General features: G+C 48.3%; 17 protein-coding genes and 2 pseudogenes. 10 read left to right on the top strand and 9 right to left on the bottom strand.

Features of this window, described 5'->3' with window-relative positions:
- Positions 1-16: 16 nt before the first annotated feature.
- Both yjjX and BZJ17_RS06880 read right to left on the bottom strand, forming a co-directional pair.
- Positions 17-532 (bottom strand): inosine/xanthosine triphosphatase, encoded by a 516-nt coding sequence (yjjX, locus tag BZJ17_RS06885; RefSeq protein WP_077456221.1) that lies wholly within the window; start codon positions 530-532, stop codon positions 17-19.
- Positions 495-1,376, bottom strand: a complete 882-nt coding sequence (locus tag BZJ17_RS06880) for a sterol desaturase family protein (protein ID WP_077640215.1) — start codon at positions 1,374-1,376, stop codon at positions 495-497. The genes yjjX and BZJ17_RS06880 overlap by 38 nt, the downstream gene beginning before the upstream one ends.
- Positions 1,377-1,501: 125 nt before the next feature.
- On the opposite strand from BZJ17_RS06880, the gene eutB reads away from it, so the two are divergent.
- Both eutB and BZJ17_RS06870 read left to right on the top strand, forming a co-directional pair.
- On the top strand, positions 1,502-2,482 hold the full coding sequence (gene eutB, locus BZJ17_RS06875) for a hydroxyectoine utilization dehydratase EutB (protein ID WP_077640214.1): 981 nt from the start codon (positions 1,502-1,504) through the stop codon (positions 2,480-2,482).
- A 9-nt stretch (positions 2,483-2,491) separates the two neighbouring features.
- A complete protein-coding gene (locus tag BZJ17_RS06870; protein ID WP_077640213.1) occupies positions 2,492-3,454 on the top strand; it encodes a cyclodeaminase in 963 nt (320 codons plus the stop codon).
- Here the strand turns inward: BZJ17_RS06870 and BZJ17_RS06865 are convergent.
- Entirely contained in the window at positions 3,430-4,359 is a 930-nt protein-coding gene (locus tag BZJ17_RS06865) for a GGDEF domain-containing protein (protein ID WP_157893170.1), read from the bottom strand. The two genes, BZJ17_RS06870 and BZJ17_RS06865, sit on opposite strands and share 25 nt — an antisense overlap.
- Before the next feature lie 477 nt (positions 4,360-4,836).
- Here BZJ17_RS06865 and BZJ17_RS06860 point away from each other — a divergent pair, with 477 nt between their 5' ends.
- From BZJ17_RS06860 to BZJ17_RS06850, 3 genes are all read left to right on the top strand, one after another.
- Positions 4,837-6,738 (top strand): S8 family serine peptidase, encoded by a 1,902-nt coding sequence (locus BZJ17_RS06860; RefSeq protein WP_108743791.1) that lies wholly within the window; start codon positions 4,837-4,839, stop codon positions 6,736-6,738.
- A gap of 13 nt (positions 6,739-6,751) precedes the next feature.
- Positions 6,752-7,156 carry a hypothetical protein gene (locus tag BZJ17_RS06855; protein WP_069589189.1) on the top strand — a complete coding sequence of 135 codons (405 nt, stop codon included), beginning with the start codon at positions 6,752-6,754 and terminating at the stop codon, positions 7,154-7,156.
- Between the two features lie 246 nt (positions 7,157-7,402).
- Positions 7,403-8,647: a dicarboxylate/amino acid:cation symporter gene (locus tag BZJ17_RS06850; RefSeq protein WP_077640211.1), complete on the top strand. Its 1,245-nt coding sequence runs from the start codon at positions 7,403-7,405 to the stop codon at positions 8,645-8,647.
- 44 nt (positions 8,648-8,691) lie between these two features.
- Here the strand turns inward: BZJ17_RS06850 and dgt are convergent, their stop codons facing one another.
- The 3 genes and pseudogenes from dgt to BZJ17_RS06835 all read right to left on the bottom strand — a co-directional run bounded on the left by dgt (position 8,692) and on the right by BZJ17_RS06835 (position 12,440).
- On the bottom strand, positions 8,692-10,137 hold the full coding sequence (gene dgt, locus BZJ17_RS06845; RefSeq protein ID WP_077640249.1) for a dGTPase: 1,446 nt from the start codon (positions 10,135-10,137) through the stop codon (positions 8,692-8,694).
- 97 nt (positions 10,138-10,234) lie between these two features.
- Entirely contained in the window at positions 10,235-11,632 is a 1,398-nt protein-coding gene (locus BZJ17_RS06840; RefSeq protein WP_077640210.1) for an alpha-amylase family protein, read from the bottom strand.
- 305 nt (positions 11,633-11,937) lie between these two features.
- Positions 11,938-12,440, bottom strand: a pseudogene (locus tag BZJ17_RS06835) (JAB domain-containing protein).
- Positions 12,441-12,594: 154 nt separating this feature from the next.
- Here BZJ17_RS06835 and BZJ17_RS06830 point away from each other — a divergent pair.
- Positions 12,595-12,789, top strand: coding sequence for an AlpA family transcriptional regulator (locus BZJ17_RS06830; RefSeq protein ID WP_077640209.1), 195 nt, complete (start codon positions 12,595-12,597; stop codon positions 12,787-12,789).
- A gap of 601 nt (positions 12,790-13,390) precedes the next feature.
- On the opposite strand, the gene rrtA is transcribed toward BZJ17_RS06830, so the two are convergent.
- A complete protein-coding gene (gene rrtA / locus BZJ17_RS06820; protein ID WP_108743790.1) occupies positions 13,391-13,945 on the bottom strand; it encodes a rhombosortase in 555 nt (184 codons plus the stop codon).
- Between the two features lie 231 nt (positions 13,946-14,176).
- Positions 14,177-15,345 (bottom strand): annotated as a pseudogene (locus BZJ17_RS06815) (IS256 family transposase).
- Between the two features lie 418 nt (positions 15,346-15,763).
- Here BZJ17_RS06815 and BZJ17_RS06810 point away from each other — a divergent pair.
- Together BZJ17_RS06810 and BZJ17_RS06805 are read left to right on the top strand one after the other, a co-directional pair.
- The gene (locus BZJ17_RS06810; RefSeq protein ID WP_077640206.1) at positions 15,764-15,943 is read left to right on the top strand and encodes a hypothetical protein; all 180 of its coding nucleotides are present in this window, start codon (positions 15,764-15,766) and stop codon (positions 15,941-15,943) included.
- Between the two features lie 100 nt (positions 15,944-16,043).
- On the top strand, positions 16,044-17,438 hold the full coding sequence (locus tag BZJ17_RS06805) for a trypsin-like serine protease (protein ID WP_157893169.1): 1,395 nt from the start codon (positions 16,044-16,046) through the stop codon (positions 17,436-17,438).
- A 362-nt stretch (positions 17,439-17,800) separates the two neighbouring features.
- Here the strand turns inward: BZJ17_RS06805 and BZJ17_RS06800 are convergent, their stop codons facing one another.
- Positions 17,801-18,505, bottom strand: a complete 705-nt coding sequence (locus BZJ17_RS06800; RefSeq protein WP_077640204.1) for a GntR family transcriptional regulator — start codon at positions 18,503-18,505, stop codon at positions 17,801-17,803.
- Between the two features lie 268 nt (positions 18,506-18,773).
- Between BZJ17_RS06800 and BZJ17_RS06795 the strand changes: the two genes are divergently transcribed.
- Positions 18,774-20,414: an alpha-glucoside-specific PTS transporter subunit IIBC gene (locus tag BZJ17_RS06795; RefSeq protein WP_077640203.1), complete on the top strand. Its 1,641-nt coding sequence runs from the start codon at positions 18,774-18,776 to the stop codon at positions 20,412-20,414.
- A 69-nt stretch (positions 20,415-20,483) separates the two neighbouring features.
- Positions 20,484-21,824 carry a 6-phospho-alpha-glucosidase gene (locus BZJ17_RS06790; protein WP_206744520.1) on the top strand — a complete coding sequence of 447 codons (1,341 nt, stop codon included), beginning with the start codon at positions 20,484-20,486 and terminating at the stop codon, positions 21,822-21,824.
- The last annotated feature ends 503 nt before the right edge of the window (positions 21,825-22,327 follow it).

Here is a 22,327-nt window from a genome sequence, read left to right as displayed (position 1 = left end):
GTTTTTTCTTGGCTTATCAGCGGTAAAGATGAGGATGTAGAAACGGAATCAAGGCTAAGATAAGTGCTTGATGGTAAACGCTTGAGCGCGTTAAGCGATGTCCAGTGAGCATACCAATCGCGCCGCCTTTTTGCTTAACGTTCTGCTCGCTGAACATACGATCCATCACATCCCCCAGCTCCTCGCCATGGTGTAATGCGCGCAGTGCCTCTGGCGGTAGCGGTAGAGAGGCTGAGCGCGCTTCACCGCGTGTCGTCCCATCGTCGATTACCATCCATGCAAAGGTATGCTGGTGGTCTAGTCCGGCTTCTACCCCGACGTAAAAATCCCCTTCGTATTTTGCTTTGGCATGCTGAACACGGTTGCAGGCACCGGCATAGGTTTCTTTCTCTGTCATGGGTTGGTCTGGTACGTCGCTGGGGACCGCGACACCGGTAAACGTAAAGGGCTGTTCAGGAAAAACATCACGAAAGGCAGCTTCAACGGCGGCGATTTTAGCGGGGTTTTTGGATGTGACGATGACTTGGCTCATGCGCCTGCATCTCCTTGTTGTTTTGATAGGCGCGCTGAAGTATACGCCAACGCAAAGGTAAACGCAGCATCCCCAAAATATGACTGGCGTCAGTGGCTTGGCTGACTTCGGCTAAGCCGATACGCATCCCGTGATGGCCTTTACGCGGTTGCGGCACATAGGTGCCAAACCAGCGGTCCCAGCAAGACAGATTGAAACCATAGTTGGCATTGCACTCATGAAAACGGGTCGAGTGGTGCACCCGGTGCATATCGGGGGTGACGATAACGCGGCGTAACCATGCATCTACCTGTGTGGGCAAGGCGACATTACTGTGATTAAACATGGCCATGCCGCTTAGCAAGGTCTCAAAAAGGATCACCCCGATCACAGGCGCACCGAGCATCATGACAACTAAACATTTAATCAGCATGGAAAGCCAAATTTCTACGGTATGAAAACGTGCTCCTGTGGTGACATCAATGTCCATGTCCGCGTGGTGGACAAGATGTAAACGCCATAGCCAAGGCCATTGATGGAATAGCTTGTGTTGATACCAAATAGCCAAATCCATCAGCACCAGTGTCAGTATTATCGCGAATGCCTCGGGCAGAGCGAGTACATTGAACACGCCCACATGATGAGCTTGAGCCCATGACGCGGCACCGACCGCCGTTAGCGGGGCAAACAAGCGTAATGTTAGGGTATTAAACACCGTCAAACTAATATTGCCCCGCCAGCGCTCTCGCCGTGTTCTGGTGAGGGGGCGCTTGGGCCTACGCCACTCAGCGAGTAGCATCACCGCCAGCACGGCGACAAACACACTCAGCCGGAAGATGGCCTCGTTCGTTTCAATCCAACTCATAAAGGCTCCTTAGGGTTGATTTATGATACGTGATAACGGCATCACTCGCCCACAGGCGGGGGTTGGATGAAGTCGCATTTGAGATCTAGGCTGTCAAAATGGCAATGCAGCGAAAGGAGAGGCCGATGACCCCAAGCTTGCATGATGTGTACTTGGCGCGCCGTTCGATACGGGCCATTGCTACTCGTACACCTTTGGTGTTTTCGCCCGGACTATCCGCCCGCTACCAATCTGAAATTTGGCTCAAGTTAGAAACATGCCAGCCTACTGGTGCGTTTAAGCTGAGGGGAGCGGCCTATGCGCTCAGTCAGCTGAGCGATAAAGCGCGCTCACGGGGTGTCATCACATGTTCAACGGGAAACCATGGGCGTGCGCTGGCCTACGCGGCGAAGCAACTCAATATTCCAGCAACGGTTTGCCTATCGTCTCTTGTACCGTCGCATAAAGTAGCAGCGGTGAAAGCACTGGGGGCGGATGTTCGCGTAGAAGGGCGTTCACAAGATGATGCAGAGCGTATCGCGATTCAGGCCGTGCAACGTGAAGGGTTGTGTTATATCCCCCCTTTTGATCATCCCGACATCATTGCTGGCCAAGGCACTATTGGGCTAGAGATTGTAGAAGATCTACCTGATGTCGATGTGATTGCGGCGGGGTTATCTGGCGGCGGGCTCATTGGTGGAATAGGCCTTGCCGTTTTCCAAATCGCACCGCGCGTATCTGTGGTTGGTGTGTCTCTTCGCGACGGTGCCGCAATGGCAGAAAGTCTACGTGTGGGCTATCCGGTTGCCGTCACCGAGACGCCATCGTTAGCTGACAGCCTCGGTGGTGGTATTGGCCTTGAAAATCAATACACCTTTGCATTGGTGCCGAACGTGATGACTGAGCACTATCACGTCGATGAGACCTACATTGCGCGAGCGATGATCGATGTGTGGCAGTGCGAAAATATCTGGGTAGAAGGCGCGGCAGTCGTGGGATTGGCTGCATGTAAGCAACACAGGTTGGCTTGGCAAGGGAAGAAAGTGGTGATTGTCGTGAGCGGCAAAAATGTGTCGACTGACACCTTAGCGGATGTGCAACAACTCAGTGAACAAGTGCATGAATAAGGAGCCTGTATGCAATTATTTCATCGACCACAGATTGAAGCCGTCACAGGGTTAGACCGACAGTCACTGGGTATCATTGAAGAAGCCTTTATTGCCTTGGGACGAGGCGAGGTAACCATGCCCCCAGTGTTGAGTATGGCGATTGCGGAGAATAATGGGGAGGTCGATGTTAAAACAGCACATATCCACGGTGCAGAGCGATTCGCGATCAAAGTAAGTCCGGGGTTCTTTGATAACCCTCAATACGGGCTCCCGAGTCTGAATGGCTTGATGGTGGTCTTTTCGGCCAAAACCGGGATGGTGGATGCGGTGCTGTTTGACGACGGCTATCTCACTGACATTCGAACCGCGCTCGCAGGGGCAGTGAGTGCCAAGTATTGTGCGCGAGATGATGCGACAGAGGTGGCCGTGATTGGCGCCGGAAAGCAGGCAAGGCTTCAAGTTGCCGCTCTGACCTTGGTCAGAGATATCACCACGGTGCATGTTTGGGCAAGGGATGAGCAGCAGGCCCAACAGTATAAAACCTCGATAGAGCATGACCTATCGTTGACCGTACATGTTCACACCAGTGCCAATAGCGCTTGCCAAGAGGCGGATATTATTGTCACCACCACGCCGGCGACCAAGCCAGTTATCTATTGGGAAGATATTCCGGTTGGTGCCCATATCACGGCGATGGGGGCAGATAGCCCAGAAAAGCGTGAACTAGCCCCCGAGATCTTACAACGTGCTGATTGGCTGGTGGTTGACCGACGTACTCAGTCTGAAACCTTGGGGGAATTAAAACACCTTGCTTTGTCTCGGCACGTTGAAGAGTTGGGCAAAGTGGTGGCATCCGGTCGTCCTTTGTGTCGCGCGCGTAATGCGATCACCGTGTGTGATTTGACTGGTACCGGGGTGCAGGATACGGCGATTGCCAATGCAACCGTGGCGAAGCTAGTGGCAGCTTATGGGAGATCAGCGCATACCTGATTGCGGCCACGCTGTTTGGCGGTATACATTGCTCGGTCCGCGCGCGCAACCACCTCATCCAGTGAATGATGGTCCGCTTCTGTGAAGCTAATGCCTGCGCTGACGCTAACCTGATGGCGAGTGGCATGCCACAAGAACCCTTCTTGGTAAACATGATGGCAAAGGGTGTTGGCCAGCTGGAGCACGTCCTGGCGTGTACAGTCCGGTATGATAATCACAAATTCTTCGCCTCCCCAACGGGCACAGCATGCTTTCGACGGTGAAAACTGCTTAAGTTGGCTTGCGATCTGGACTAACAACCGGTCCCCCGCAATATGCCCTAAGCTATCGTTGACCTGCTTGAATCGGTCAATATCTAACACAATAGTGCCGAGTGCAGTGCGATGACTATATTGCTCAAACCATTCTGTTAGACCGCGCCGGTTTGCTAGCTGGGTCAGACTGTCAGTCAGAGAGGCGTGCGTCGTCTCATCAAGTGACGTCTTGAGTTGATGGATATCTCGAAAAACAACGATGTGCCAATCTGGGTTTGGCGTGACATCGACTTGTGCCGTGACCGCATACCAACGCTGCTCTCCATTGGCATGGGTGATTAATGCCGGAAGTTCAACGGTGCGTTCACCGCGTGCTTGCGCTTCGTGCACGGCTTGATGCCACTGGTTAATGACATCTTGCCGATAGGTAGGATCCGGATAGGCTTTTTCAAACCATTGGTAGATGTCTGGCATACTATCTAGGGTATAGCCGAGTTCTTGTCGGAAGGCTTGATTAAAGAAAATATGGACGCGATTGTTATTGCCAATTTCATCAGTCACAATCCCTTCCGATATCAATAAGGGCAGTGGCACGATATCCAGCGCATCAAAAAAGTACTGTTTAAACTGATCAAGTGACGCTTTACTCAAGATATCCGCCTTACTATTCCCATTAATATCCGCTTGCTTTATTGATTTATTTGTCATTAATGAGTGTAGATGATTTATCCGTCTTCGACGTTATCTCCCTCGTCGATGGGTCAATGACTCTTTGGGTTGCGGGCTGAGAAAGGGGGGACACGGCGAATAGCCGATTTATCTGGAGTGCGTCGAGGTGAAGCACTTGCATCATTTCTTAAATAATTCTGTGACAATTCCCTTAAAATAAAAAAGTATACCTTATTACGTTTTTATATTGCCTATTTTGTCGCAATATCTGATTTTTTACGTGAATTAAATGTTAACAAGTGCGGGGTGTGGTCAGTTTTTTAGATGATTTTTGTTTAAAAGCTAGGCACAAGATCACATCTTCTTTAATTGCTTGTTTATCATTAGGTTATTTCTTTTTACTAATGATGGGTCTCTCAGAATCGAGACACGTCTAGTTAGTGTAAAAAGGAATGATAAATGCACAAACACAGCTCTCTTGCGTTGATTATCGGCGCGCTTTTCCACACCTCCGGGGCGTGGGCGATGGCAAAAGTGCCTGAGCCTGTCGAGCCCGATCCAGACCCACAAGCTTGTGTGGCGTTAACGGGCAATGAGCCTGTTGATATTAGTCGCACCAGTGCAGAGCGTTGTTTGCCGGGCGACGACCCATTTACAGCGCAGCAGTGGCACCTACTCAACAGTGGTCAAAAAGCCTTTGCCCTCGAAGGTGGGCAAGCGGGGAACGATCTAAACCTTTGGTGGGCTCACCGACAGGCTATTCTAGGCCAAAACGTCAATGTCGCTGTTGTCGATGATGGGTTGGAGATTGGCCACCCAGACTTGGCCGCCAATGTCCGTGCCGGAAAATCTTACGATTTTGTCGAGCGTGACAATGACCCGACGCCAGAAGGCTGGAGTAATCGTGATACCGCACACGGTACCTCGGTGGCTGGCATCATCGCCGCAGTGCGAGATAACGGCCTTGGCGGTATGGGGGTTGCGCCGCTTGCCAACCTGCAAGGGTATAACTACCTCGCATATCAAAGCCAAAATGCATGGGAGATCAGCCATGGTCGCGAAGGCTATTCGGATGATGTCCGTATATTCAACCAAAGCTATGGTGGTTCTGGGGTGCGCAGCTATCCCTACAGCGATGACCCAATGAGCTATGATGGTCGCCAGAATGCCCAATACAAAAAAATGAGCACGGAAGCCTTTGGCGGACTGGGGGCGGTATTCATCAAATCAGCGGGAAATGGTTATAAGCGTACTTCGTTTAATCGTGAGCGCTTTGGTCCTGTCGACGATAACCATGGGTTACCGTGGCAAAATAGCAACCAATCGTCTGATAATGCGAATTATTGGAACGTCACGGTTAGCGCGCTCAATGCAGACGGTGAACGTTCTTCCTACTCGTCGGTCGGGAGCAATGTGTTCCTGACTGCACCGGGTGGGGAGTATGGCACCAATAAACCCGCTCATATCACCACGGACCTCACCGGTTGTACGATGGGATATAACCGTGATGATAGTATTCCTTACGATTCGCACGACCTGCACGGTGGCACGGAGATAGATAACACCTGTGATTTCAACAGCGTGATGAACGGGACCTCCTCGGCGGCGCCAAATACCTCAGGGGCATTTGCGTTGATGATGTCAGCCTACCCGAACCTATCGCAGCGCGATATTCGTCACCTATTAGCGACGACCGCGACACGCGTGGATGCAGACGATGCCGATGTTCTTTTAACCTATCAAACAGCACGTGGTGGTGAGCGCACGGTGACTGGCCTAGAGGGCTGGAAACAAAATGCTGCGGGGCGTTGGTATAGCCCAACCTATGGGTTTGGTTTGATTGATGTCAATGCGGCACTCGATGCGGCGAAGACATATCAGCCACTTCCTGCACAAGTGTTCACGGATTGGGCGTGGTCTTATCATAACCAAGAGGGTGAAACTGGGCTTGCGATAGCCGATGCTGGGGCGGTAGCGACATCAGACAGTGTGCAAGTAGCCGATAACCTCACTATCGAGGCGGTACAAGTGCGTACCTCGATTGAGCACAGCCGTATGTCTGATTTGCTCATTGAGTTAGAGTCGCCCGCAGGGACTCGCAGCGTATTGATGTCACCACGTAACAGTATGCTGTCAAACACCTTGGATCCCACCTATCCAGAAGGTTTTACCGACCATTTAATGCTATCGCACAAATTTAATGGTGAAGCATCGCAAGGTCAGTGGAGGCTCTATGTCACGGATACTGACGGTGATACACGCCAGTACACCTTAGGTGGCGAGGTTAAATCCATGCCCAACAACCGCGATGATGGCAAACTGACCCAATGGTCACTGCGTGTTATCGGTCACCGTGGTTAATAGGAGACGAAGTATGAAAAAGATGATCTCAGCACTCGCTATCATGGGCTTTAGCTTGAGTGTTAGCGCAGGTAGCGTGCAATTGAACGGCCAAGACTACGTGGTGGTGGATACGGCCAACAGCGCTCGCAGCATGAGCGGTGAACAAATGGGCGTGATGGTTGGCGATAAGGTCGCTGTATCCGCGCAAAGCACGCCTTTGACTGTTACCGGCTCTATTTTGGTCAAAGCGACCGAAGCACACGCGAGTGAGCTGGCTCAAAAATACGGTTTAAGTTTGGTAAGTTACCTAGAGGGCGTTGCCCTACTTGAAGCCACACCGGGCACCAATGTGGCAGAACTTGAAAAAGCCTTGAACCAAGAGCTAGATACCCCTGTCAACTTAGAGCTCAACCCACAAAACCAACGCCCCCAATAATGGCTTTGTGGTTATCCCTAGCCCGCCGTCATGGCGGGCTTTTTTATCATGCGCTTTCTTGGTATTTGCAGTGAAAAGTGTGGTCTCATTCGCCAACCAACCATTTTGTTACTAGTTATTCCAGATTGTTCATAACTTTCACATGAGCTGAATTCCGCTACTTGCTATGATTTGTCGCCAATTCGCTACAAAAATGCAGATAAATCATCATTATGCAGCTATAACGCTGTGATTAGGGAAAAGACAATGTGGAAAACCCTTAGACATTCTTTGCCATTGCAAATTGCAGTGGCGGCCGCACTGGCTTGGCTAGTGGGCACGGTATTCGGCCCCATTGAGAACGCGGAACAGACCACTTGGTATCCGTTGCTTATGCTTGCCAAGGTCAGTTATATCGGTCTACTCAAAGCCGTGGTCGGCGTGATGGTATTGCTCTCGTTACTGGAAGGGATCAGTAATATTGGCAATGTGGTTCGCCTTAAGCGCCTAGGTGGTGCAACACTTTTGTTTTACGGTTTTACCACCACCATTGCGATCACCATTGGCCTTGGCGCAGCACTCATGATGCCCGAATGGCAACCGCTCACCAATGCACCGCCTGTGGATGAGAGCATTAGCTTTATCAATCAAGATGCTGCAGGTGCCGGAGCCATTGCCACCAAACTTATTAATATGGCGTTGGTGAATCCGTTTGCCGCGGTGACTCAGGGTAACCTGTTGGCGATTGTGGTGTTCACCATTTTGTTCGGCATTTCGCTGATTGTCGCACTGCCAGAGTCGCACCCATTATTCGAGACCATTCGCGGGCTGAATAAAGGCATTAACACCATGGTGGCAGGAATTATCAAGCTGGCGCCATTTGCGGTGTTTGCGATTGTTTTCCAATTCTCCCACAAAGGGGATAACGATCTATTCGGTCAGCTATTTAGCTTCGCTGCTTTGGTGTTTGGACTGACGATGGTCCATGCACTGATCGTGTTGCCGCTTATTGCACGCGTTGCCGGTGGTATTGGCTTTGTGAGTCTGTTTCGCGCAATTTCTGCACCGCTGGCGATGGCGTTTGCCACTTCATCCAGTGCTGCGACACTGCCTGTATCGATGCAGGCTGCCAAAGAAGAGCTTAAAGTTACCCCGTCGACCGCGAGCATGGTCTTGCCGTTGGGCGCGGTGATGAACATGGATGGCACCGCGTTATTTGAAGGCATTGCTGCGGTGTTCCTCGCACAATTGTTCGGCATTGACCTGTCGACGACCGGCATTGTGATGATCTTCATTATGGCGATGGTTTCGTCGGTAGGCGCACCGGGCATGCCGTCGGGCTCGATGTCGGGTATGCAGTTGGTGTTGCTGGCAGCGGGTATTCCACTGGAAGCCATTGCTATTTTGCTGATCATTGAGCGCCCACTCGACACTTTCCGTACCGCGGTCAATGTGCAAGGCGATTTGATTGGCGCCACGGTGATTGATAAGTGGCAAAAGCGCTTTGGCTAATAGCCTCATCGCAAAAAACCGCTCCCAACCACGGAGCGGTTTTTTTATCCCTCTTCAATCACATGAAAGGCGCGGTACTCGTCGAATGCGTATTGGTCCGTCATACCGCTGATATAGTCAATTAGCAGGCGAGTACGAAAATAGAACTCACGCGCAGTGGCAGAAGGGATCTGCTCCGCCAGGGCCTGTTTTTGCACCGCGTCGCGATAGGCTTTTTTATGTTTTTCAGGCAGTTTTTTAAATAGCCGCTGGGTGTATATCGACGCTTGTGGCTTGACCGGCTCGCCATTAACTAAGGCTGTAAACACCTCACTGGGCAAGGTGAGGAGTGGACGATAGATGCTCATCAAGCCATGGATGACGCGATAGCCTTGTAGCTCGCGGCGTTCCACTTCTGGGTGACAAAAGGCATGCGCCTTGGCGACGTTTTTAAAGGTTTGTACAAGTAAATGATTGACGCTGTTATCTTCAATTAGCGCGTGATTAAAGGTGCCATCAACGACGGCGGGCAAATGATCGACAAAGCGTTGGGCGGCATGGCGAGGCAAGCGTTGATTGACCTCTACACGCAAGAAGACAAAAAACTGACTGTCACTGCCGTGGCTGCGCTTTTCAGCATTCTCTAACATGGTCGCCATGGTGTTGTCGTCATGCTCCTCACTGGCTTGGGTAAGCTGTACAAAGGTTGCCTTTAAGGCCGCTTTCAAATCCGCGAGAGTCAGTACGCCTTTTTCAACGGCGTCTTCTAAATCGGCAATGCCATAAGAAATATCATCGGCCGCTTCCATGATGTAACTGACTGGGGCACGACAGCCGGGCGAGATGGCGAGCGTTTTTTGCAAATCGCCAATGTACGCGTGTTCACTGAGAAAATAGCCGACTTTCTTTTTAAGGTACGCGCGGTCGTCGTTATCTGCAGGTTTCGGCTCGCTACCACACCGAGTGTATTTAAGAATGCCGGAGACTTGCGAATAGGTGAGGTTCAGCTGTTGTAAGGTATGGATCAGCCGTATGCCTTGTGCGTTGCCTTCAAAATGACAGAGATCGCGCTGTACCTCTTCAGGCAGTTCGTCGTTAAAATGTTGCCGATAGATATAAGGGACGTGCTCACTGAGCCAATCACTGAGCGCTTGCTCGCCAAAGTGTCCGAACGGTGGGTTACCTATGTCGTGCATCAGGCAAGCCATCTCAACCAAGGTTTCCAAGCAGCGGTCGAGCGGGGGAGCGAGTTGCGAGGCAGACAGCTTGTCGGCAATCAGTTGACTGATATAGCGCCCGACTTGCTGAACCTCTAAAGAGTGGGTGAGGCGGCTGCGCACCGCGGCATTGCGTTCAAGTGGAAAAACCTGAGTTTTTTGTTGCAAACGGCGTACGGCGGCAGAGGTAATGATCCGCCCACGATCGCTTTCAAACTGCTTCATTAAATCGCCGTTTGTTTGCGTTCTAAAAGGCCGATCTGGACGGATTTTTTGCTCAAAATTCACAGTCATCATGACACCCAGCTTGTCCACTTTTTAAGATAGGGTGCGGCGGATTTCACTGACTGTCAATCCGCCGCTTGGCATAGCAAGACGGCGGCGACATAGATTAATGCATATACATCTGCGCCGAGCGGGCAGGAATGGTGATAGTGTGAAAATCCGATGAGATGGTGGTGGTCGCATCACTCAAAACATCATAATAAGGACGATACCAATTCAGAGGATATTCGCGTGTATCCATGGTATAAGATTGGGGCTCGTCACACTTATTGATCGCCACAATACCGGCTTGGTCGCGCTTAAATAACAGCAGACATTGGTTGCTGCCAATCACCGTCATTGGCTTGCCGTGCATTGCATTGTGAAAGCGGAGCATGGCCTTCATCGCAGGTTGCTTCCACACGCCTTGCCACCGACCGTTATCTTTGTCTTCCCCAGCAGAAAGCTCATCACTATAGATCAGCGGACTCCCTCCGTCTTTGCCAAGAATATAGGCATAGGCGAGCACTTCATCAGTGGGATCCATGATTTGGTAGCGAAAACCATCGTTAGTCGGTATGTCGTGGGTAATGGTAAAGGTGATCGCTCTGTGTTTATCCAGCGCTTGACCAACACTTTCAGGATGATGCAACTGAGTGAGGCTACCTTGGAACGAAAACGCGCGACGGATTTGCGAGAATAAAGGAAAGTCATAAGCGCTATGGGTGGTTTGTTGTAAATAAGGCAAAAGAAACGCCTCATAGCTTTGATCGCCGGCCCCACCACTGGTGATCACCTCGCCAAAAATATGCATACCTTCACGAATGGCGTCCGTAAAGACCTGATTGATGTGATACATGCTCATGTGTTTGACTGCATCGACCCGAAACCCTTTCACACCCATCGCTTTTAGCGCTGATAAATATGCACGCTGTTGCTCCACCACCCACTGATTCGGATCCAAATCGGGTAAGCCTACATCTCCCTCTCCACCGCACAAACGCCAATATTGCACATGGCCTGGGTCATGCCACTGAGTGATACAGCCTTCTGGATGAAAGTCCATGCTGGAAAACAAATGCTGCGAGAGCTGTCCAAACAGTGTTTGCTGCTCGAACGCTTCTTGGTTTTGCGCGTAGTGTTCTAAGACCTGTGCGCTGGGGTAATTAAGATCGTCACGTAATCCGCTTTCATTCGCCATGTGGTTGAGCACCACATCGGCATAAACAGCTACACCATGCTGGCCGAGGGCTGCAATCATGGCTTGAAAGTCTTGTTTATTGCCTAATGGGGAGTCGATAACACGAAGATCTTGAGGCTGATAGCGTGCCCACCACTCTGTGCCAGACGACTTCATCGCTGGCGCCACTAACACCTTCTTGTAACCAGCTTCAGCAATGTGCTCTGCTCTTGCTTCTACAAGCTGATACGGCCAATTAAAAGCATGGAGAATAGCCTCTGCATGTGCTGTGGCTGAATAGATAAACAGGCTGATTGCTAATGCGAATGGATAGTTTCTTTTCATTATAAGGGCCTCGTTATTGGATTCCCTTTAATGCTATTAATATATTTCTTTTTAAGAAGAGAGGTTGAGAGGATTAGGAAGAATGGTCACGGTCTGTAGGGGATGAAATGATCAAATATTGAAGTATTTATCAAAAGTAAGGTCGGGGGCCTCAAGCTAACACGTCGCGCACATTGTGACGACAGAGACAGCCAGACCCTTGTTACACCTAGGTTGGCTGCTTTCCGTTTTAACATAGTGAGAAGCAGGGAAAGGTATCGCTGCCTGTGTACTTGTGTGGCGTGTAAGAATGGCCTTTGAAGCCGCTACACGACTGGGATCCAGCCTCGCTCGGCGAAAGACACACAGTCTTCACCAGCAACCACATGATCTAAAACGCGAACATCGATAAGGCCCAGCGCTTTAATCAACTTGTCAGTTACGTGACGGTCTGCCTTTGACGGCTCAGCAATCCCTGATGGGTGATTGTGCGCAAGATAACGGCGGCTGCATTGTGACTCAGTGCTGCTTTCGCCACTTCGCGTGGATAGGTAGACGCGGCATCGATGGTGCCAAAGAACAGGATATCGAACTGGATCAGTCGATGTTGGTTATCCAGCAGCATCAACGGAAACACTTCACGATCGTGCGCGCCGAGTTTGAGCTTTAAGTACTCCATCACGTTGTTAGGGCTCGTGAAGGTGCCTTCGCGGTTGTACTTTTGGGCCAGCGCTTCCGCCGCGTGCTCTAAGAGCTGGTTCAACTCAGATGGCTGGTGGACAGGGTAGTGGTCAGCAGGGGTAAACAGGGGAGTGTGTGACTTACGCATAGGGGGGCTCCTTTAAATGATTGATGTGGCTATGCGTATCGATGACATATATCTGAAATCAGGTTGGTTAGGGGAGTGGGTGCAAGAGGGGGGGGTAAACCGGTAAATCTTTACGTGCGCGGAAATCTCATGAGTCTAATAACGGAGTAACATCATGAGATTATTTAAATTGAGCGAAGTAAAACACATGACAGGCCTTGGCCGTTCAACCTTCTACAACTTGATGAAAGACGGCACCTTCCCGAAAAGCGTGCCCCTGGGAGGCAGAGCGGTTGTGTGGGCAGAAAGTGAAGTGGAAGAATGGGTGATGGTAAGGATCGCGGAAAGAGATAGTGCGGTGGAAGTTTGACGAGGGCTTTTTAGAATTCGTAGAAAAAGCGAAGTGTGAGCAATTTTAAACAAATCATGCATCTTGCCTGGTGATTCATAGTGAATCACAATGCTCAACTATTATTGCATCATTGAGCATACTGCATGAGTGAGCAGTCCAAACAAAAACTCCCTCTGTGCAGCTTGGCGACTGTCCAGCCTAGCTACCCGTTACGAGGAAGGCTCCCCATAGATAGCACGGGGATGCTTACGTGGTGCAGTTCCGGCACATTGTTCTCGGTGAGCCCCTGAGTGATAAAGATGCAAAAGCCCTCTGCCGGGCCAAAAGCGCCCCAATTAATCTTTGGCCCAGCGACCTGATATTCATGGCCAAAGGCACTCGTAACCATGCCGCAGCCATCGCCGACGTCCCCAGCAATACCGTTTGCACGCCGAACTTTTATCACATTCGTCTGAAACCGGAGGTGGCCCGGCTCTTGCTTGAGTTTCTGGCTTGGCAGCTCAACCATGTAGATGCCCAGCGGTACTTTGCCTCTTCAGAATTAACTTCTGTTTGGCTTCTTCGAAACTCATCGATCAAATCCCCCTCTGATTTGGAACTATACTCACTGCCAATCTGCTCAATCTGTTGATGATTCTCCCCGGCATGATAGTGTAATCGCGCACACTAACCCTACGACAATGCCAATCCAATGTGCTTGATACGCGACACCTGCGTTTATTAATGCCTCAGTAATGGCGTTGCCACCAGTATAACTATCAATACCCAACTTGATCACCACTCCTGCGAGCAACACCTTCCCGCATGAGGCATTGTTTTTGATGTCTCGAACGCACCCCCAAGCAAATAGGCCATATAGAACCCCAGAAAGTCCAGCATACCAGTCGAATGGGCTCAAAAGCATCGCAATCCCAATCGCCAACATCATCAATACGATCGGAACAAGTAATTTATGGTCATAGTAATGTCCATGAAAAAAGTACAACACAACCAATCCCGAGAGATTTATGGCTAGATGTTCGAGGTTAGTGTGTGTCAGGTTCCCCGTTATAATACGCCACCACTGGCCAGATTCTATTGCTATTCTGTCCCATATAAACGCATCATGGATAGTTGGTGTCTGGGCGATAATAACTGTTACCGTCAGTATCATGATCAGTTTGATTGGTGACAAAACGAGTTCCTTTTTATCGGTGATGACCTATCATATCAGAGCTATTGTTAATGCAAGCCATTAGGGGCTTTTCCCGCATGTTCGCAAAATACCGAGTAAATTAACATTGCGTGGCTTTTCGAAAGAATGCTTTATCATTGCTCTCGATTTTGTTTTTTATGAGTTTAGGGTATGGGGTGCAGTGCAGGTTTCCTCTGCATTGGATTGAAGGTTGACCAGCTGGAGCTATAGTTAAATCTGGTGTATTGCATCCAAAGCTGTGTCCTGTTGATCTCCCTCAGGCTCGCGAACACCATCTCGGAATTTTACCCCTTTGATAACGTCCACGAGCAGAGTAAATCCTCTCAGTCTTCGCCAATTTTCCTCGGCAGTTATCATCAGTTTACAGGCCATTTAGAGCGCAGTTTTCCGGCCTCCACAACTCTTCGTCTTGTTAGTTCTCAACCTCACCGTCGCGAACATTGACTCGATCGGGTTCGTCGTTCAGATGTGAGTCCAATGCTCTGCGGGGAAGTCGTAAAATGCCAGCATTTCTGCCTTGTATTTGCTCAGACACTCTACAGCCTTAGGATATTTGGCACCATACCGCTTCTCGAACAGGTCAAAGGCTTTATAAGCGTCCTTGCGCGTTTCCGCCATCCAGATATCGTGAAGCGACTCTTTCATTCTTGGCTGAACAGACTTCGGAATTTTGTTTAACACATTCGCTGTCTTGTTTACCCAGCAGCGCGGATGACGTGTGGTCGGCCAGTGTTTGGCGGCATCATTCCAAAAGCCCAGTGCACCGTCAACAACCGCCAATACTTCCTTGCGGCCTGTGTCGTCGACACCAATAATAACCAGCAGGCAAAGCTTGTCATCCATACGTACTTTGGTGTAAACGCCATCGGCCCAGATATAGACATACCGTCGTTTATTCAGGTCTCTTTTACGCCACTGTTCGTATTCCGCTTCCCATTGTTGCTTGAGGCGGGAAACACTATTTGCTGACAATCCCATGGCTTGCCCAGAAGAGATTCCAAGGCAGGCTGCATATCGCCTGTTGAAATCCCCCGTAAATAGAGCCAGGGAATGAGTTCTTCAATGTTCTTGGTCCGCTTGAGATAAGGCGGAACTAGCTTGTTGCTGTTGAACTTAATCCCGCTACGTGTTCTGTCACGCACTTTGGGTACTTTAACCGTGATGTTACCAAGGCCCGTCTGCAGGGCGCGCTCAGGCAAATGTCCATTGCGAACCACGGCTTGCTTTCCGTCAGCTTGAAGCGATGCAAACTGCGCTAGCAAGGCTTGGACTTCTGCTTCTATGGCTTGAGCCAAAAACTGCTGCGCGCCTTGTTTGAGCAGTTCATTGAGTGGGTTGTCTGGCTTATGAAGCTCAGTAACGTTATGATTGTTGTCCATGCTGTGTACTCCTTGTTGGTTGTTGATCTGGCGAGATCAATCAACAGGTTACACCGCATTCTTTTTTGCTTATACATTAGAAATCACTATAGGTCATGTAAAACCAATAGCCTTATTTAGTGTATGGCTTGATCTGATAAAGCATCCAAATTTTCTAATCAGTCTAAAGCGGCAACAACGGTTATGTATCGTGTAGAGATAGGGAAGTTGGGGACTCATTAGAGTTGGTGTTGCCCCTCATTTATTAAGTCAGAACTTTCATTCAAATTGAGATACCTTTAATCTTGGCCGCAAATTCAGCTTTTGAATATCAGAAAGTTAACAAAGTTACTCTCTGTTTCTGTGGGTAACTTTCAACCACCCATGCATTTTTATAAAGCCGGCTAAGATGGTGACAGGTTAAAAAGAGAGCAAAGTCATGAAAACACATCTGTCACGACTATTTAAAGGACTTGGCCGATTGATTCGATGGATTGCATTAAGCCTGTACGCCTTTGTGGTGGGAATAATAATGGCAATACTTGGCTATTTAATTCGTCGTTATCTTCGCCTTGCTGTGATTACAGGCATTATGATCTTGATTATAGGGGCGCGCTAACCATCTTAAAAAATAACAATATACACTAGGCCACGACGCCCCTTGCATTCCCCAAAAGGCGGTTAAGATGGCAACACATCAAAAACAAAGGACTATATACATGAAAAAACTTCTCGCAGTCAGTGTGCTAGCAGCTCTGACAACTACTCAAGCCAGCGCCGTGAGCTTAGGTACGGATGTTGATGAAAGCGATTACCGCGATTATATCGTGCGGTTTGAAACTCAAGATAGTGATGGCGCAACAAGCACCTGCGGCGGGCTGCTGGTTTCAGGAGAATATATTGTTACTGCCGCTCACTGTGTGGGTGAAAGCTACAACCCCGGCAATGGCGTATCTAACGCCTATGCGTGGGAAATCGACCAAGGCGCAAGCAACGCTATTTCGGTCTATCAGGGCGTAAAATATAACGCCAACAAAAAAATAGAAACCTCATACTCTATCGTGAACTTTCTTGATCGAGACAACACTGAAGATGAGGCATATGCAGAAGTTGACCAAGTGATCGCGGAAAACCCTACGTTCAGCATTTCCCGTGACGCAGAAGATTGGACAAAAGGCGCGTTTCAATACGATATTGCCGTACTAAAATTGAACTCTAAACTAGATCAAAGTAACAACGCAGCCATGCTACAAAGCTATACGAGCACTACGGATACATGGAACGTAAATAACGGTGACTCGTTTACCTTTCGCGGGTGGGGTCTAGATGAAAATGGTGCGACACCGGATACAATGCAGCAAACCGATATCTACATCGATTACAGCCATGAAGATATGGCATCAGCTGATTACGTGCCACGAGTAGTTCGCGAGTCTGACAACTCGTCATGTACTGGTGATAACAACTGTACTTATGGGATCTTCGATTTCATAACGTTATTACCTAGCAAACCAGAGAGCGTGCCACAATCAGGTGACTCCGGCACGCCTCTAGAAATAAAACCTAATAGCATCTACGCGATAGCAAAAAGAACGGCCTTTGATAACAAATGGGTGCAATTCACGCACTTGAGTTGGTACTTGTCAGACATCGCAAACGCGATTAACAAAGTCACCGCACCGACTGGCGTGACATTTGCGTACAACGAAAACCAAATTGACACAAAATCTCATACGTTTGCTGTACAAAACCTCACATCATTGGACGAAAACATTAACCCTTACATCGTTAATGACAACGGCGAGTTTGATGTGAAGGGTTGTGAAAACACAGTTCTAAAACCGCTAGAATCATGTGAGATAACCGTAACCGTCAACGATGGGGCCGAACAAACAGATACTAGCTTAGCCCTTGCGGATACGAACGACACACAAATAACTATCAGCTATACAAAAGTCGCGGAAGCAGGCAATGGCGGTGGTGATGGATCCACAGATGGAGATGATAGTGACGAGTTAGATAACATCGATAGCAGCGGTGGAGGTTCATTTGGGATCTTGTCTTTACTTATTTTAGCAGGATTGGGACTCAAACGCTGTCAATCTCGTCAATAAAGCAAGCGATACTCTACAAAAACACAAGCCCTGCTTATCGCGGGGCTTTTTTATGCCTGCTTTTTCAAGTAACACATATCCTTAATAAGTAATAACTGTTTTTCAACACAATGAAAATGTGAAAAAGTAGAGCCTCGCGAGCAAAACCACTGTTTTGTTGTTTTACAATCAGTTACGTCATACTCTATTTTTAGAAAACGTTACTAACGCTCAGGAGAAAATGTTTTAAACGCGCTTGAAACAGCAGAGGTGCAAAACCCTATACGTTCCCCTCGTGCCTGTATTGTACAAAATTGATTTAGATTCAAAGCGCTAAAAGTAAGAAATTGAATTTAATGATAAATTTAAACTGGAAGAATCATCTACTCACCACGTTTAAGGTAATGCTTGTAAGACATAGTGCCAGGTAGCGATACCAGCTTTGTGTACTCAAAGACACGACCGTCTTTTAGCAAACCGATGGAAAGCACTTGAAGTAATGGCGTTGATGGATCGATATCTAGGATCCGACACATTGACTCGCTCGGAAGGATGGCTTCGAAATCTTGGGACGCGCCGTCGATATCAAGGCCTAGCTCCTCTTCGAGGTAGCGATACTTTGAGCCTTCTAAAGACATCACATTCATTCGAGGATAGAGTGATGCAGGCATGTAAGACTCTTCGTATACGGATGGCTTTCCATTTAATAGCTTGAATCTACGAATAAAATAAACTTTTTCGTTTTTCTCGACCTTTAAGAGCCGTACCAGCTCTTCGTCTGGATCTATGAGAGAAAACTCATCAATCTTGTATTCAAGCGTTGTGTTTGTACTTGAGAAGTACTCGTTGGTGCTCTTCAATGTCAGCAACGAGCCAATGACCGTTTTACCGATGATGGTTGTGCCAGCCCCTTGACGCTTTGCGACTAATCCTAGTTCAACCAGCTCATCGATAGCATTACGTATAGTGACTCGGCTAACGCCATATTGTTCACTGAGTGCTTTTTCTGTCGGAAGGGTATCACCAACCTCGAACTCATCTGAATTGATGCGTGAGCGCAAATCTTGCATCACTTTTTTATACAGCATCTTTCACACCTCTCTAGTACACCTTCCAGATAATACAAAAAAAAGACAAATTAAGCGACCCTCCGACCCTAAAACACTGGTTTGTCTGTTTATCAAGCAACGAGATCAATGTTTAGTACGTTTTTTGCCCTGCTTTTAGCTTTGTTGTATTTATTTGTATCTTGTCACGATTTAATTGTATTTTATTTGTATTGTTTTTGGGGCGGGTATAGGTTGTAGTTGTCAGAAGACAACAAAGCCTAAAAAAACATTACCAAGGAAGCTGCTTATGTTAAGTGCAATACAACGATTAGGCGGAGCAATGTTCACCCCTGTACTGCTATTCCCGTTTGTTGGGATACTGATTGGGTTAAGTATTGTTCTGAAAAACCCAGTGTTTGTCGGCGATCTTGCAGATAAAGAGGGCCTTTATTACCAAATACTAAAAGTCATCGAAGAAGGAGGATGGACCATCTTCCGTAACATGGCGCTGCTTTTTGCTATCGGCTTACCGATAGGTCTTGCTAAAACAGCACATGCTCGAGCAGTGATGGTTGTGCTCGTGTCCTACCTCACGTTTAACTACTTCGTTAATGCAATGGGAGGCTTTTGGGGCGAGTTTTTTGGTGTTGATTTTTCACAGGCTATCGGTGGCACATCAGGACTCACAGAAGTGGCCGGGATCAAAACGCTCGATACAGGGATTTTTGGTGCCATCATAATCTCGTCTCTGATCACCTGGATCCACAATCGTACGTTTGAAAAAACGTTACCGGCCTATTTAGGCATTTTTCAGGGTGCATCTTTTGTCGCCATGTTGTCATTCTTCGCGATGATCCCAGCAGCTTGGCTCACTCTTTATATTTGGCCTTCCATTCAACAGGGCATCCTCAGTCTACAAACGTTCATGTTGGAGTCAGGGTCTTTTGGTGTATGGCTATATACCTTTCTCGAACGCATTTTAATCCCAACCGGCCTGCATCACTTCATCTATACCCCGTTTGTCTTCGGTAACATCGCGACTCCGAATGGCATCACGGCTGATTGGTTTATGAATCTCGAGAGTTTCACTCAATCGTCAGCGGCGATAAAAGATCTCTTTCCTGCGGGAGGCTTTGCCTTACACGGTAACTCGAAAGTCTTTGGTTGTGTCGGGATTGCGATGGCCATGTATGCCACAGCTAAGACCGAGAATCGTAAAAAGGTCGCAGCGCTTCTCATTCCCGCGACGCTCACGGCGATGCTGGTGGGTATTACTGAACCACTCGAATTTACGTTCCTTTTCATTGCGCCTTGGCTGTTCGCTATTCATGCGCTCCTTGCTGGCACCATGGCGATGATGATGTATAGCTTCGGCGTCGTTGGAAACATGGGGGGAGGGTTAATCGAATTTGTCACAGGGAATTGGATACCGTTACTTGGCAATCACACCAGTATGGTCGTGACCCAAATTCTAATTGGTCTGGCATTCACGCTTATCTACTTTGTCACCTTTAAGTTCTTAATTGAAAAGTTTGATGTGCAAATTGCAGGTCGAGGCGATGCCGTTCTCAAACTTCACACTAAAGATGACTTCAATAAAAAACACGGAATTACCGGCAAAGGTGGTCATGCGGTCAACCCACTGCAAGTACAAGCGGCTGAAACCTTGGACGGCCTAGGTGGAACAGAAAACATTGTTGAGTTGAATAACTGTGCAACACGTTTACGTGTGACGGTTGCCGACCCAAGTAAGGTTGCATCTCGTGAGTTCTTTATGAATACCGGGGCGGTCAATGTGGTGACGAATGGCCAAGCTGTACAGGTCATTATTGGTCTAAACGTCCCCCAGCTTCGGGAAGAGTGCGAAAAAATCGTCGCTGTGCACCGAGGTGAAAAACAAGCAAAAAGTGAAGAGGGCGCAGAGATTACGCCAAACCCAGCCATTTAAAAAATATCTATCAGACACTTATAAACAAGCTATTCATTGGCAAATGATTTAAGCCAAATAAGAGAGGAAATGATGAAAAAAGAATTCTCAGTTGTTATCGCAGGCGGCGGCTCAACCTTCACCCCGGGTATTGTCATGATGCTACTGGAAAACCAAGATCGTTTTCCGATCCGTAAACTGAAATTCTACGATAACTTTGCATCTCGGCAGGAAACCGTGGCTCAAGCATGCAAGATCTTACTACAAGAGCGAGCGCCTCAAATCGAGTTTTCTTATACCACCGACCCAGAAGAAGCCTTTACGGATGTTGATTTTTGCATGGCGCATATTCGCGCTGGTCTTTACGCCATGCGAGAGCAAGATGAAAAAATCCCGCTTCGTCATGGCTGTGTGGGCCAAGAAACGTGTGGCCCAGGTGGTATGGCTTACGGTTTACGCTCCATTCCTGCCGTGATTGAGCTTATCGACTACATGGAAAAGTATTCACCAAATGCATGGATGCTTAATTACTCCAACCCGGCAGCAATTGTTGCTGAGGCTTGTCGAGTGCTACGGCCTAATTCGAAAGTGCTTAATATCTGTGACATGCCGATTGGGATAGAGACCCGTATCGCTGAAATCTTGGGGTATGAAGACCGTAAACAGTTTGATGTGATGTACTACGGCCTGAACCACTTTGGATGGTGGAAAGAGTTTAAAGATGCTAAAACCGGCGAAGATCTCATGCCTCGGATTAAAGCGTATGTGAAAGAGCATGGTTACTTGCCACCTAGCGCGATGAACGGTGCTCAGCATACCGACGAATCATGGAAAGATACGTTTATCAAAGTGCGTGATGTGTATGCGCTGGACCCAGAAACGATCCCAAACACATACCTTAAATACTATCTGTATCCTGATTATGTTGTGGAGCACTCTGATAAGGTTTACACGCGGGCTAATGAGGTGATGGATGGACGCGAGAAGGAAGTGTTCACCGAATGCCATCGCATTATCGCAGCAGGGACAGCAAAGGATACCACCATCGAGGTTGAGGAACACGCGTCGTACATCGTTGATTTAGCGACCGCGATAGCCTTTAACACCAAGGAGAGAATGCTACTTATCGTTCCTAACAACGGTGCTATTAGTAATTTTGATCCAACAGCGATGGTTGAAATTCCCTGTATTGTAGACAACACAGGCGCTAAACCGATGCAAATAGGTGAAATCCCTGAATTCCAAAAAGGCATGATGAACCAACAAGTATCAGTTGAAAAGCTTGTTGTTCAAGCTCACGTTCAGGGCTCTTACCAACGACTATGGCAAGCATTTACCTTGTCAGCCACAATTCCAAGCGCTTCAAAAGCCAAAGAAATTTTGGATGAAATGCTAGAGGTCAACAAAGAGTATTGGGTAGAACTCGGTTGATAAATTCGTTCTAGGCTAGTTAGAACCCAACCAAGGGAGTCAATCATTCGGCTCCCTTTCTGGTTAACCCTCATCGCTTAACTAGCGCTCCACCATTTACTCACTCTCCAGTATGTCCAAAATCTCGTCCCAATCCATAGGGCCACAGGACCACAGTAGCGCATGTTTTAGTACCAAACGTTAGTACAAACAGTCTAAATCCAAGTATTAAAGATGCAAAAAGGGCGACAAATCAATGACTTGTCGCCCTTTCCAATCGATTGGTGGAGCTGGCGGGAGGCTAGTTGCCAAAACGCCTTTTTTCTCCAAGATGCTGATTTTATTGTTTTTGTTTCTTTTTCTTTTTAGTGTGATACCGGAATTTTCGACAATTGTAGCCCACATTTGTATGTGAGTGAAAGAGGCGAGATAAGAGTTTGTCTAGCTGTCGGTGCAGTTGAGTCTTAAATCACAGCACAAGTCACTAGTTGATGGTTTAATGAGCAAGCATTTGTATATGGCTG

The organism is Salinivibrio sp. IB574 (assembly GCF_001996205.1).
GTDB classification, from domain to species: domain Bacteria; phylum Pseudomonadota; class Gammaproteobacteria; order Enterobacterales; family Vibrionaceae; genus Salinivibrio; species Salinivibrio proteolyticus.
This window is presented reverse-complemented; position numbering and strand designations above follow the sequence as displayed.

What these genes read in the sequence shown, in the direction of transcription:
- yjjX (WP_077456221.1), bottom strand. Translation starts at nt 532, where the DNA reads ATGAGCCAAGTCATCGTCACATCCAAAAACCCCGCTAAAATCGCCGCC.
- BZJ17_RS06880 (WP_077640215.1), bottom strand. Translation starts at nt 1,376, where the DNA reads ATGAGTTGGATTGAAACGAACGAGGCCATCTTCCGGCTGAGTGTGTTT.
- eutB (WP_077640214.1), top strand. Translation starts at nt 1,502, where the DNA reads ATGACCCCAAGCTTGCATGATGTGTACTTGGCGCGCCGTTCGATACGG.
- BZJ17_RS06870 (WP_077640213.1), top strand. Translation starts at nt 2,492, where the DNA reads ATGCAATTATTTCATCGACCACAGATTGAAGCCGTCACAGGGTTAGAC.
- BZJ17_RS06860 (WP_108743791.1), top strand. Translation starts at nt 4,837, where the DNA reads ATGCACAAACACAGCTCTCTTGCGTTGATTATCGGCGCGCTTTTCCAC.
- BZJ17_RS06855 (WP_069589189.1), top strand. Translation starts at nt 6,752, where the DNA reads ATGAAAAAGATGATCTCAGCACTCGCTATCATGGGCTTTAGCTTGAGT.
- BZJ17_RS06850 (WP_077640211.1), top strand. Translation starts at nt 7,403, where the DNA reads ATGTGGAAAACCCTTAGACATTCTTTGCCATTGCAAATTGCAGTGGCG.
- dgt (WP_077640249.1), bottom strand. Translation starts at nt 10,137, where the DNA reads ATGACTGTGAATTTTGAGCAAAAAATCCGTCCAGATCGGCCTTTTAGA.
- BZJ17_RS06840 (WP_077640210.1), bottom strand. Translation starts at nt 11,632, where the DNA reads ATGAAAAGAAACTATCCATTCGCATTAGCAATCAGCCTGTTTATCTAT.
- BZJ17_RS06830 (WP_077640209.1), top strand. Translation starts at nt 12,595, where the DNA reads ATGAGATTATTTAAATTGAGCGAAGTAAAACACATGACAGGCCTTGGC.
- BZJ17_RS06810 (WP_077640206.1), top strand. Translation starts at nt 15,764, where the DNA reads ATGAAAACACATCTGTCACGACTATTTAAAGGACTTGGCCGATTGATT.
- BZJ17_RS06805 (WP_157893169.1), top strand. Translation starts at nt 16,044, where the DNA reads ATGAAAAAACTTCTCGCAGTCAGTGTGCTAGCAGCTCTGACAACTACT.
- BZJ17_RS06800 (WP_077640204.1), bottom strand. Translation starts at nt 18,505, where the DNA reads ATGCTGTATAAAAAAGTGATGCAAGATTTGCGCTCACGCATCAATTCA.
- BZJ17_RS06795 (WP_077640203.1), top strand. Translation starts at nt 18,774, where the DNA reads ATGTTAAGTGCAATACAACGATTAGGCGGAGCAATGTTCACCCCTGTA.
- BZJ17_RS06790 (WP_206744520.1), top strand. Translation starts at nt 20,484, where the DNA reads ATGATGAAAAAAGAATTCTCAGTTGTTATCGCAGGCGGCGGCTCAACC.